This window comes from Candidatus Allofontibacter sp., assembly GCF_038145245.1.
GTDB lineage: Bacteria > Pseudomonadota > Alphaproteobacteria > Pelagibacterales > Pelagibacteraceae > Fontibacterium.
Map to the genome: position 1 here is coordinate 1 of NZ_JAYQPI010000028.1, position 12,418 is coordinate 12,418.

Here is a 12,418-nt window from a genome sequence, read left to right on the forward strand (position 1 = left end):
AAAATTATTTGATTAAGTCTTAGTAGCTAATAATTTATTTCAGAGTTATAAATAACTATGAAGAAAATAGATTTCTACTTTGATTTTGGGAGTCCTTATTCATATTTAGCACACACACAAATTAAAAAATTTGAAAAAGAGACAGGTGAAAAAGTTAATTACATGCCAGTCCTTGTAGGCGGTCTTCATAAATTAGCAGGTATCACTGCTCCTGCATTCATTCCTCTAAAGGCAAAATATTTAATTAAAGACTGCAAACTTTGGGCAGATAAATATAAAGTTAAATATCAATTTAATAGATACTTTCCAATTAAAACGGTTGATCTAATGAGAGCAGCGCTAGTTGCCGAAAAAGATAATTTTTTTAGATCTTTCGTGGATAAAGCCTTTAATGCAATTTGGGTAGATTCAATGAATATGAATGATGAAGAGGTTTTTTTTAAATTTATAAAAAACCAAGATGTAAATGCTGATTTATTTTCTCTAAAATATGATGATCCTGTCATTAAAAATGATCTTATCAAAAGAACTAATGATTGTTTTGTGAAGGGAATTTTTGGAGTTCCAAGCTTTATCGTAAATGGAAAATTATTCTGGGGTCAAGATCGATTAGAGTTTGTGTTTAGCGAAGCAAAAAAATAATTACTTCTTTTTAACTTCTACTACTTTAAAACCTTTTTCTTTGAGAGCCCCAAATCCTCCTCTTACGTGCGATACTTTTGGAAAACCCATCTCTTTTAGTGATCTCGTTGCAAGTGCTGATCGCATTCCTTGAGCACAAAATAAAATTAAATTTTTATCTAAGGGAATCTCTTTTTTAGAATAAGGACTTTCAGGATCCATCCAAAACTCAAGCATTCCTCTTGGGATATGTTTAGAGTTTTCAATTGTGCCATCTCTCCACAATTCTCTAACATCACGAATATCTATTAAAATTGCGTTTTCTTTTTCAATTCTAGACTTTGCTTCTTCTGGAGTTAAAGTTTCTATATCTTTAAGAACTTTATCAACAAGATCTTTTGCTGAAATAATTTTCATAGAACTTAATATATAATTAATTAAAGTAATATTATCTTATATGAAAATACAAAAAAGTAATAAAAAAAATTTTTTAAAGAAAATTTTTATAAAAATTTGCAGACTTCTTAATTTTGAAATTATCGACCAGTCAAACTTTACAGTTCCAACTCAAAAAAAAAAATTAGATGAAAATCTCAGTAACGCAGGAAAAAAATCTATAACTTTGCCAATGGGAGAGATAAAAGTAACAAGACAGATTAATTCACTAAATATTATCTTTAGATTTTGCACTAAAGTAAAAATGCTAACTCAAAGTAAACAAAGACTATTTGAAGAAGAAAAGAATCAATACACATTTAGGTCATTAAATTCTATTTTAAACTCCACGCTAATTGCAAAAAATAACTTTAAATATCTTGATATTAAAATTACAGCAATCGACTCTGGTTCTGATGATACTGATATTCAAAAAATTGAAAAAATGATTAAAGAAAAAAATATTAATTTTGAATATATAAAATTAAATATTAATGAATTCAAAGATTTCATTGACCCGCAAGCTTCAGCTAATCAAAAATCTAATATGGCTAACATTTACAAGTCATTTGAAATTGGAAGAGACGGAAAATACGATTTATTATATTTTTTAGAAGATGATTATATACACGCAAAAGATTCTCTAACAGAAATGCTTTTTACTTATGAAAAATTTGCAAGTTTAATTAAAGATGAGTTAATACTCTGCCCAACCGATTTTCCATATCTTTATAATAAATTCGAACCCACTCAAATTATCTTAGGAAATAATAGACATTGGAGAGTTATTGAGGAAACGCTTTGTACCTTTTTAACTAGCAAAAGATTGTTAATAAAATATTGGGAAACTTTTGTTTCAATGACAAAAAAAGAAAATTTACCATTTGAAAAACCATTGCACGAAATATATTCAAAACAATATTGTCTATCTCCTATCCCATCCCTTGCAATGCATTGCACAAATATAAATTCTATTTATGGCCTATCACCTGTCATAAATTGGAAAAAATTATGGGATGAAAATGAGATTAATGATTAAGGATAATTCTAAAGCTCCTAATTTCAAATTACCATCAACTAATAATAAAGATTTTGAAATCAATAAAAATTTAAAGCAATATTTAGTTATTTATTTTTATCCTCGCGATAACACCCCTGGCTGCACCAATGAAGCTAAAGATTTTTCAAAATTATATAAAGATTTTAAAAAATTAAACTGTGAAATTATCGGAATATCAAAAGATAACATCGAAAGTCATAAAAAATTTATTGATAAACTTAAGATTCCGTTTCAATTACTTTCAGATGAAAAGGTTGTAGTCCTTAAAAAATATGGGGCATGGGGTGAAAAGAGTATGTACGGTAAAAAATTTATGGGGATTAAAAGAACAACAGTTTTAATTAATCCTAAAAGCAAAATAATAAAAATTTGGAATAACGTTAAAGTTAAAAACCATGCAAATGAAGTATTAAGTTTTCTAAAAGAGATTATTTAGAAAATTGTTTTTCGGTAAATCCTAAATAAAATAAAATAGTTCTTAAGTCAGTAAATTGGATATGATTTTTTACTGCTTTTTTAATTATTTGATGAGAATGGTAGCCAATTCCTAGTCCAGAATTTTGTAACATTCCAAGGTCATTTGCTCCATCACCAACTGAAAGTGCATTCTTAAATTTATTTAATTTTTTTTTCTTACAAATATCATTTAGATAAGCCAATTTTGAATTCTGTTTTCCTGTAATTGGAATATATGCACCAGTAAATTTATTATTTCTTATAACAAATTTATTACTAATTACTTTTTTAAATCCTAACACTTTACCAACATAAGTTGAAATTGGTTGAAATCCACCTGTTACTAAACTTGTATGATAACCATTTTTATTTAGAGTCTTAATCAAGATCTTTGATCCATCATTAAATCTAATTTTTTTTATAACTTGTTTTATGAGTTTGGTACTTTTGCCTTTTAAATAACTAACTCTAAATTTTAATGTATCACGAAGACTAATCTTTCCGTCCATTGCAAGTTTACTCAATTTATCAATATCTGTTTTTATTCCTGCAATCTTTACTAAATTATCTAATGTTTCGTCCTTAATCATTGTAGCATCCATATCGGCTAGAAATATTTTCTTTTTTCTCCATTTTGATTTTTGAATACAAACATCAATTTTATTTTTAAAGCAAAATTTTCTAAGTTTAACTTGTTTCTTTTTACTAATATCTTCACAATATAGATCGAGTGCTCTATTAGAAAGTATTTTATAATCTTTGGTATTTTGAATCTTTGAGAAAAAATTTATAAGTTTTTTATAATCTAATTTATTTTTAGTTACAAAAGTACAAACTAGTTCAGAAGAACTATTCATTCTCTTTATCTTTGAATTGAATATATTTAGCCTGTATCACAAGAGGAATTTTCTTAATGCTCTCAATAACTGAATTTTCAATTTTATTATCTGTGGAGATAATAGCAATCGCTTCTCCACCAACATTCAATCTACCTAAATGAAAGGTTGCTATATTAATTTTATTATCTGCTAAAATCTTTGATAAATCTTTTATAAAACCTGGTTTATCCTGGTTTGTTACATATAAATTGTGCTCTGATAAATCTGCTTCAATTTTTATTCCTTTAACTTCAACTATTCTGGCTTTACCACCAAAAATAGTTCCAGATACAGAACGAGTTTGTTTATCTGTTGTAACAGTAAGTTTAATTAATGATTGATAGTCATTTTCTTTTTGATGTTTTACTTCTGAAATTGAGATTGATTTACTCTTCGCAACCAAAACAGAATTAATTACATTAATACTATCTGTAGTTGGTTTTAATAAACTATAAATGATTGTCTGAGTTAGTGGAGCGCTATTTACATTTGCTGCTGCCCCTTCAAATTCTATCTGAACAGATTTAATTGCGTTCTCAGTTAGTTGACCAGCAAAACCACCTAATAAACTAGATAATTTTAAAAATGGTTTCACAGACTGATACTCTTTTGCGGTTAAAGAAAATGTATTTACCGCATTAGTAATTGCGCCTGTTTTTAAATAGTCAGATATTTGCTCAGCAATCTGCACAGCTACTTTTTCTTGAGCTTCAGTTGTTGAGGCTCCCAAATGTGGCGTCAAAATTAAGTTTTTTGTTCCTAATAAAGGACTTCCTTTTGGAGGTTCTTGAACAAAAACATCTAGTGCAGCACTAGAAACATGTCCGCTTTCTAGATTTTCTTTTAAAGCTACTTCATCAATAAGACCACCTCGTGCACAATTAACGATCCGAACTCCTTTTTTCATTTTTTTAAACGCTTCTTTACTAACAATGTTTTTTGTTTTTTCATTGAGAGGCGTGTGCAGAGTAATAAAATCAGATCTTTTAAATAAATCATCTAAAGAGACTTTTTCAACTCCTAGTTCTAATGCTCTTTTATCTTGTAAAAAAGGATCAAAAACAATTACTTTGAATTGAAGACCTAATGCTCGTTGAGCAACAATTGTTCCAATATTTCCACAACCAATAATTCCTAAAGTTTTTCCAGTGACTTCCACACCTTTGATAGTAGATTTTTCCCATTTTCCTTCATGAGTAGTCTTGTCGGCATAAGGAATTTGTCTTGCAGTTGAAAGTATTAATGTAATTGCATGTTCTGCAGTAGTTATAGAATTACCAAATGGAGTATTCATCACAACTTTTCCATTACTAGTAGCTGCATCAAGATCTACATTATCAACTCCAATTCCGGCTCTACCAATAACTTTAAGTTTTTTACAAGACTCTATTACCTCTTTAGTTGCTTTTGTTGCGGACCTAACAACCAAACCATCGCAATCTTGCAATTCTTTTATTAATGATTTTGCATCAAGATCAGTTTTTGTAATAGCATCAATGCCATTTTCTTTAAAAATAGCTAACGCTTCGTTACTAAGTTTGTCTGCTATTAAAACTTTATACATTTAAATTAGTCAAATAAGCCCATTTAATCCAGGGAAGTAATTTTTCTATATCCGTAGCCTCAACTGTAGCACCACCCCAGATTCTAAAACCTGCTGGAGCAGTTCTATAAGAATTTACGTCATAAGCAATATTTTCTTTTTCTAATATTTGATTAATAGTCTTTAATTTAGCAGTTTGATCTTCTTTGCTTAATTTTTTAAATTTAGGATCAGTAATCTTTAGACAAATACTAGTAGAAGAAATTGTGTTTTCTTTTTCAGCTAAAAAATCAATCCAGTCTTTATTTTCTTTAACAAAAAATTTAACTTCTTCTAAATTTTTCTTTGATCTTTTAATAGCCCCTTCTGACCCCCCAATAGACTCAATCCATAACAATGCATCAATACAATCTTCAACACAAAGCATAGATGGAGTATTAATTGTTTCTCCCTCAAAAACACCTTCCAATACTTTTTTATCTTCAGCTAATCTAAATATTTTTGGTATTGGCCAACTTGGTTGATACGTTTTTAGTCTCTCTATAGCTTTAGGCGATAATGCAATCATTCCATGAGCAGCTTCTCCTCCCAAAACCTTCTGCCATGACCATGTAATTACATCTAATTTTTTCCAATCCATTGTCATTGCAAAAACTGATGATGTAGCATCGCATATTGTAAGCCCTTTTCGATCATCTTTTATCCAGTTAGCATCTGGAAGACATACTCCAGAACTAGTTCCATTCCATGTAAATATAACATCATTATCAAAATCGACTTTTGTTAAATCAGGAAGTTTTCCGTAATCTGCTTTGTGAACATTCAAATTTTTTATTTTTAATTGACTAACAGCATCTTTGATCCAATCGCTGCCAAAATTTTCCCAACCTAAAATATCAACTCCCTTTACTCCAAGTAAACTCCACATTGCCATTTCGATTGCACCTGTGTCTGAGCCCGCAACAATTCCTACTTTGTAATCATTTGGAAGTTTTAGTGATGATTTTGATAAATTAATTAATTCTTTTAATTTATCTTTAGCAACCTTAGATCGATGTGATCTTCCTAAAGTAAAAGTTGGAAGATTTGTAATAGACCAGCCTGGTCTTTTTGCGCAAGGACCTGATGAAAAAAATGCTCTTTCAGGTTTTGTCGTTGGTCTTTCAATTGTCATGGCTAATATTTTAAACTATTCAAATAAATATCCTGTGGTTTACTTTGCCACAGGATATTTAAAAAAATTATTAGGCTGCTGCTTGAACAGTTAAATTATGTTTTTGAGCTACACCCGATAGAAAGTTCCAAAGATATTTCGCAGTTTTTAAAGCAGCTGCTTCAGCTTTTTCTTGATCTTCTTTAGAAAGATTATCTAATAAAACTTCACATTCTTGTCTGTGATATACGTCAGCTTTTTTATGAGTTTCAAAAAATGCAAGTCCAGATTCTGAATTTACACCATAAAACTTTTTAAGACCCTCAATCTTAACATCAGCGATTTCAGGTATTTGTCGTTCGTAGGTATATAAAGAAGCAAGTCCTTCTGCATATGTTGATCTTCCTTGTTTAAAAAAGTTATCAATCATTTCAGAAGTATATTTTTCTAATTTTACTTTTTCGATTTCATTTTTATCAGCTCCTAAAGCAACAGCAAATTGTTTCCATAGTTTAGGATGATCATTATGCTTGTCTTCCTCATCATTTAAGTTCTCAAGTAAAATTTTTCTATTAGCAATATCCTCACATAATGAATGAGTTGCGCTAATGTAACGAGGAAATGCTTTCACGTGATGATAATATTGTTCAGCGTAATCTTTAATAATATCTCTACTTAATTTACCTTCGTTCCATGCTTGATAGAATGGATGTTTTAAAAGATGAAATTCATCTAATTTTTTATTTAGTTCTTTAGAAAACATAATTTTCTCCAAATTGTTTAACTGAGTTATAAATTAATAAAATTTATATACAAACAAGTTAAGGTTGAAAAAAATTATTAAATTTGAGTATTTATAGAATTATTTTATGACTTAAAAATTAATAACTCAGCCTTTAAAGGCTGAGTTATTAAAAATGAAATTACTTATTAAACATCTCTTTTAAAGCTTTTGCTGGCAAAAACTTAACTTTTTGAGAAGCTGCGATTTGTATACTTTCGCCAGTTCTAGGATTTCTTCCAGTTCTAGCTTTTCTTTTTGCAACTTTATAGGTACCAAAACCTGCGATTTTTACAGTTTCATCATTCTTTAATGAATCAAGAATAATATCCTGTATTTTATCAAAGGTTTTTTCAGCATCACTTTTACCCATGTTGCATGCAGTAGCTATTTTAGCCACTAATTGTTTTTTGTTCATTTTAACCTTTTTGATTCGTTAATAATCAAATAATGTTTAAAAAACCTTGGAAATCAACATAAATGTAGTATTTGCTTATTTTTTGAACACTAGATGTTGATATGATTTATATAGGTTTTTTAATAAAACCTTGATTTATATAGCTTTTTAGAAAAGTCCAAGACCTTTAAGGTCATTATAGGTCGAAAAAAACATTAAAGCGAAAAGAATAAATAAACCAAATTTAAAAAAATAAGTTTGCATCTTTTCACTCAAAGGCTTTCCCCTAACAAACTCGTAAAAATAAAATAACAAGTGCCCACCATCCAACAATGGAATCGGAAACAAATTTATTAATCCTAGGCTAATAGAGATGTAAGCCATAATAGATAAAAATGGAAGAATTCCAAGTTCAGCAACTTGTCCGGAGATCTGTGCAATCTTTATTGGCCCTCCCAATTGATCGGCTTTCTCAGTGCCAATAATCATTTTACCTACATAATTCATAGTCGTTGAAATTGTAAACCAAATTTCTTTTAAAGAATAATAAATTGCCTTAGCGGGTCCTAATTTTTGTCTATTGAGTTCATTGTTGAGTGGAACAATTTGAATTCCTATCATTTTTCGATTTATATTATTTCCTAATTGATCTTTAGCAGCTTCAACATTTGCTTGAACTTGAAAGTTAAATTCTTTCTTTTCTCTTAATACAGTTATTTTAATTAAATTAGTTTCTGCTAATGCAATGGACTGAGAAACTTCTGTAATACTTGTAATATTTTTATTATTAATACTAAGTATTTGATCTCCTTTCTTTAAACCTGCTTTAAAAGCTGGACTATCAATTTTAACATCTTGAATAACTGGTACAGAAAAATCTTTTCCAAAAAACATAAATATAAATGAAAAAATGACAAGTGCTAAAATAAAATTAGCAATAGGTCCTGCAGACACAATAATTGCTCGTTGATATAATTTTTTAGTAGCAAGTAAATAAGATTGCTCAGTTGATGAAAATTTTGAAACACTTTCTGGTTGGCTTGCGGCATTAGTATCGCCAAAAAATTTTACATATCCGCCTAAAGGTATGAGACAAACTTTCCAACGTGTTCCATCTTTATCAGTCCAACCGAATAATTCTTTTCCAAAACCAATTGAAAAATCCGTAACTTTAACACCATATTTTTTTGCATAATAATAATGTCCGTACTCATGGACAAATACAACAACTGAAATTAAAATAATAAATGGAACTAATATATTAATAAAACCCATAAATTAGATATCCCCTACCGTAGATAAAATTACAAGCAAACCAAAACCTAAAATAATAAATCCAGAAATAATATTAGAACGTTTAATAAAAGTTGAATCCACTCTGTTTTTTAAAAATCTTGCAAATTCACTTAATATTAACCACCATAACATTGAACCAGTGAATGCCCCCAACGCAAAATTTAAGATTAAACCAGAATCAAAATTTCTAAAAACTAGATGCATATAAGACAAAAGAGCTATAAATCCAATGTATGTTAATGGATTACTTATTGTAATTACAAACCCTGAAATAATATCTTTTGTCCATTTGTCATAATTAACTTTACCAGTTTCAATAACAACCGGTCCGCTGAATATCATTCTAATGGATATAAAAATTAGGCATAAACCACCAATAATTCTCATTATATCTTGGTTTTGCAAAAAAATATTTGAGATTGTAGTTAGACTATAAATTGCAATTGTAGCATAAAAAGCATCAGCTAAAGCAGCTCCAAGACCTATTGCCAATCCTGATTTAATTCCAAATTGCAAAGTTTTATTAATGCACATTAATGCAATAGCGCCGACGGGCAAAGCAAGACAAAAGCCGGATAAAACTCCAATAAAAAATGTTAACATTAATTTAATAATTAATTGCTCAAACTAAAAACGCCACTCATTTACTTTGTCAAAAATAAAATCTCTGAAACTTTTAACACGTGCGACATTTTTTAAAGATTGTGGATAAACAAAATGAGCTTCGTATTTGGGTCCATCAACATTTGGCAAAACTTTAACTAAAGTACTTTTTTCTTGAACCATATAATCAGGTAATGCTGCAAGACCTACGCCACTTTCAACGGCGAGTAATAGTGAATAAATATTATTCACTCTCATTACTGATTTTCTTTTACCTGAATCTTTTTTGCCTACTTTTAGAATCCAATCTGTTTGTGATAATGGTGAAGGAGTGCCTTTACCATAAACAATAAACTTATGTTTATCTAAATCTTTTAATGTAGTTGGATAACCATTTTCTTCTAAATATTTTGAAGATCCATAAATATGATAATTGATATCAATTAATTTTTTTTGAATATAACTTAATTGGGTTGGTTGTCTCATCCATATAGCAACATCTGCTTCGCGTGTACTTAAATCTAATTCTTTATCTGTAACAACAACTTCAACTTCCATTTCAGGGTATTTATCCATAAATTCTTTAATTCTAGGGGATAACCAAATACTACCAAAGCCTACAACTGTTGTAACAATCAGTTTTCCTGAAGGTTTATCTTTTTTTTCCATTAAAGAAGTTTCAACATCTTTTAAATGTATAATGACTTCATTTGCAGTTTTAAAAAGAGTTTCTCCATCTTCTGTAAGAGAAAGGCCCCGTGCATGTCTTTCAAAGAGTGATGTTTTTAAAGTTTGTTCTAAAGATTGAATTTGACGACTAATTGCAGACTGACTTAAATTTAACGTGCCTGATGCTTCTGTAAAACTTCCTGCTTGAGCTACAACATGAAATATTTTAAGTTTATCCCAATCCATAATTATTGATTCACATCGATAACTACTCTGCCTGCTACTTCACCCTTTAATATTTTATCAAATGAATCAATCAGTTTTGACAAACTCCAAATTTGAGTAATTTCATCTAATTTTTTCATATCAATTAAGTTTGCAGCTTGCGACCAAACGAACTCTCTTCTTTTCATTGGTGTATCAACTGAATTAATACCCCAAAGTTTAACTCCACGAATGATGAATGGCATAACCGTTGTTTCTAACTTAAAACTATTAGTAAGTCCGCATGCAGCAACAATTCCAGTAGGTTTTGTATGCGTTAAAGCCTTAGCTAAAACTTTTCCTCCTACTGTATCCACTACACAATCAAAAAGCCCTTTATCTAACGGTCTTGTTTCACCCTCTAATTCTGACCTATCTAAAACAACAGTTGCACCTAACTTCTTTAGAAAATCTTCCTTGTCTTTTTTTCCAGTAAGCGCATGAACTTTGTAACCCATTTTGGCCAAGATCATAACTGCTACACTACCAACCCCGCCAGTTGCGCCTGTTACAAGTACATCGTTTACTTTTTCGCCTAATAAAATTGTCTCTCTTGCTTGTACAGCAAAAGAACATAATAAAGCTGTAAAACCAGCTGTGCCGATAGCCATTGCATGTTTAGTTGAAATATCTTTTGGAGCTTTCACTAAAAAATTAGCATCTACTTTTGCATATTGAGAGTAACCACCATAATAAATCTCACCTACTCTCCAGCCAGTTAGGATAACTTTATCTCCTGACTTAAATTTTTCACTCTTGCTTTCTTCTACAGTACCTGCAAAGTCTATTCCTGGAATATGTGGATAATCTTTAACTAAACTTCCACCATTTTTTAAAATCATTCCATCTTTATAATTAAAATCTGAATAATCTACTTTAACCAACACATCCCCATGTTTTAAAAAACTTTTATCAACACTTTTAAGTTCTCTTGTGAATTGATCACCAGTTTTATTTAAAACAATTGCTTTAAAATTACTCATGACTATCTTTTTTTTTTAAGAATTTTTTTCCACAATAACCACATACAACTTCAGATTTTTCTCCGAAATTATAATAAACAGTTGGATGACCTATTGCGTCATCTCCACCATTACAGCATACGGATTCTACTTCTGTCTCAACAATTACTTGATCTAACATTTATTTCTGACCGATATACTGTAGGAAACGATTTTGAAGATTATGACTTTCTTTGAATGTACCAGCAAAATAATTTGTAACAGTAGTTGCTTCATGTTTTTTAATTCCTCGTGATGTCATACAATGATGTACGGCATCAATGCTAACTGCTACTCCATGAGCTTTTAAACCCTTAAATATAGTGTTTGCAATTTCCATGGTTAATCGTTCTTGAGTTTGCAGTCTTCTTGAATAGGCCTCGACTACTCTAGCAAGTTTACTTAGACCAACAACTTTTTCATAAGGGAGATATGCAACGTGAGCTACACCAATAATAGGCGCCATGTGATGTTCACAATGACTATAAATTGAAATATTTTTTTGGATAACCATGTCATCATAACCATCAACATCTCCGAAGGTTCTTTCAAGCTCCTTATAAGGATCAATTAAATATCCCGAAAAATATTCTTCAAAGGCTTTTACCACTCTTTTAGGAGTTTCAATTAAACCCTCTCTTTTTGGATTATCTCCAGCCCAAGCAAGTAACGTTTTTATAGCTTCTTCAGCCTGTTGTCTGGTAACCGTTTTTTCTAATTTTTTTTTTAGTAATTCAGTAACGTTCATTAAAAGTGATTATATTTTTTATTAAGTTATAATATATACTAAACGCTTAGAAAAAATTAATTTTCTCATAAATGTTTAAAAAAAGAACCTCAATTAGGCAAGTAGAAGAAGGCAAGTATTTAAGCCCTAAATTCAATAGAGATGGACTAATTCCAGTCATCACTACAGACTACAAAACAAAGGAAGTTCTTATGCATGGGTTTATGAACAAACTTGCATTACAAAAAACAATTGAAACTGGCGAAGCTTTCTATTGGAGTAGATCTCGAAAAGCTTTATGGCACAAAGGCGCTACAAGTGGTTTTATTCAAAAAATAAAAGATATCAGAATTGATGATGATCAAGATGCAGTATGGATCTCAGTTGATATTGGCCAAGGCGCAAGCTGTCATGTAGGTTATAGATCTTGTTTTTATAGATCAGTGCCCACAAAAAATAAAAAGAATATTAAATTAAAATTTAAAGAAAAAAGAAAAAAATTTAATCCAAATATAGTCTATAAAGGACAACCTA

Annotated in this window: 16 protein-coding genes; 4 read left to right on the top strand and 12 right to left on the bottom strand. The window is 29.8% G+C overall.

What is annotated here, in order from left to right; genetic code table 11:
* Positions 1–57: 57 nt before the first annotated feature.
* The gene (locus AC8IGH_RS04140; protein ID WP_507419456.1) at positions 58–642 is read left to right on the top strand and encodes a 2-hydroxychromene-2-carboxylate isomerase; all 585 of its coding nucleotides are present in this window, start codon (positions 58–60) and stop codon (positions 640–642) included.
* Here the strand turns inward: AC8IGH_RS04140 and AC8IGH_RS04145 are convergent, their stop codons facing one another.
* Positions 643–1,038, bottom strand: coding sequence for a rhodanese-like domain-containing protein (locus tag AC8IGH_RS04145; protein WP_507419457.1), 396 nt, complete (start codon positions 1,036–1,038; stop codon positions 643–645).
* Between the two features lie 40 nt (positions 1,039–1,078).
* Here AC8IGH_RS04145 and AC8IGH_RS04150 point away from each other — a divergent pair, with 40 nt between their 5' ends.
* Positions 1,079–2,095: a glycosyltransferase family 2 protein gene (locus AC8IGH_RS04150; RefSeq protein ID WP_507419458.1), complete on the top strand. Its 1,017-nt coding sequence runs from the start codon at positions 1,079–1,081 to the stop codon at positions 2,093–2,095.
* Positions 2,088–2,552, top strand: a complete 465-nt coding sequence (locus AC8IGH_RS04155; protein WP_507419459.1) for a peroxiredoxin — start codon at positions 2,088–2,090, stop codon at positions 2,550–2,552. The genes AC8IGH_RS04150 and AC8IGH_RS04155 overlap by 8 nt, the downstream gene beginning before the upstream one ends.
* Here the strand turns inward: AC8IGH_RS04155 and serB are convergent.
* The 11 genes from serB to folE all read right to left on the bottom strand — a co-directional run bounded on the left by serB (position 2,545) and on the right by folE (position 11,905).
* Positions 2,545–3,429: a phosphoserine phosphatase SerB gene (serB, locus tag AC8IGH_RS04160; protein WP_507419460.1), complete on the bottom strand. Its 885-nt coding sequence runs from the start codon at positions 3,427–3,429 to the stop codon at positions 2,545–2,547. The two genes, AC8IGH_RS04155 and serB, sit on opposite strands and share 8 nt — an antisense overlap.
* A complete protein-coding gene (gene serA, locus AC8IGH_RS04165) occupies positions 3,422–5,014 on the bottom strand; it encodes a phosphoglycerate dehydrogenase (protein ID WP_507419461.1) in 1,593 nt (530 codons plus the stop codon). Before serA ends, serB begins: the two co-directional genes overlap by 8 nt.
* A complete protein-coding gene (locus tag AC8IGH_RS04170; RefSeq protein WP_507419462.1) occupies positions 5,007–6,167 on the bottom strand; it encodes a phosphoserine transaminase in 1,161 nt (386 codons plus the stop codon). The genes serA and AC8IGH_RS04170 overlap by 8 nt, the downstream gene beginning before the upstream one ends.
* 70 nt (positions 6,168–6,237) lie before the next feature.
* Complete coding sequence (locus AC8IGH_RS04175; protein ID WP_507419463.1) at positions 6,238–6,909, bottom strand: CADD family putative folate metabolism protein; 672 nt, start codon at positions 6,907–6,909, stop codon at positions 6,238–6,240.
* 160 nt (positions 6,910–7,069) lie between these two features.
* A complete protein-coding gene (locus AC8IGH_RS04180) occupies positions 7,070–7,345 on the bottom strand; it encodes an HU family DNA-binding protein (protein WP_099340135.1) in 276 nt (91 codons plus the stop codon).
* A 147-nt stretch (positions 7,346–7,492) separates the two neighbouring features.
* A complete protein-coding gene (rseP, locus tag AC8IGH_RS04185) occupies positions 7,493–8,599 on the bottom strand; it encodes an RIP metalloprotease RseP (protein ID WP_507419464.1) in 1,107 nt (368 codons plus the stop codon).
* Positions 8,600–8,602: 3 nt separating this feature from the next.
* Entirely contained in the window at positions 8,603–9,223 is a 621-nt protein-coding gene (locus AC8IGH_RS04190; RefSeq protein WP_507419465.1) for a LysE family translocator, read from the bottom strand.
* Positions 9,224–9,247: 24 nt separating this feature from the next.
* The gene (locus AC8IGH_RS04195) at positions 9,248–10,138 is read right to left on the bottom strand and encodes a LysR family transcriptional regulator (RefSeq protein ID WP_507419466.1); all 891 of its coding nucleotides are present in this window, start codon (positions 10,136–10,138) and stop codon (positions 9,248–9,250) included.
* Positions 10,139–10,140: 2 nt separating this feature from the next.
* Complete coding sequence (locus AC8IGH_RS04200) at positions 10,141–11,139, bottom strand: MDR family oxidoreductase (protein WP_507419467.1); 999 nt, start codon at positions 11,137–11,139, stop codon at positions 10,141–10,143.
* Positions 11,132–11,299: a zinc-finger domain-containing protein gene (locus tag AC8IGH_RS04205; protein WP_507419468.1), complete on the bottom strand. Its 168-nt coding sequence runs from the start codon at positions 11,297–11,299 to the stop codon at positions 11,132–11,134. The genes AC8IGH_RS04200 and AC8IGH_RS04205 overlap by 8 nt, the downstream gene beginning before the upstream one ends.
* Positions 11,300–11,905, bottom strand: a complete 606-nt coding sequence (folE, locus tag AC8IGH_RS04210; protein ID WP_507419469.1) for a GTP cyclohydrolase I FolE — start codon at positions 11,903–11,905, stop codon at positions 11,300–11,302. It abuts the gene before it with no gap.
* Positions 11,906–11,976: 71 nt separating this feature from the next.
* Between folE and hisI the strand changes: the two genes are divergently transcribed.
* On the top strand, positions 11,977–12,418 hold a 442-nt coding region (hisI, locus tag AC8IGH_RS04215; protein WP_507419470.1), incomplete at its 3' end, for a phosphoribosyl-AMP cyclohydrolase.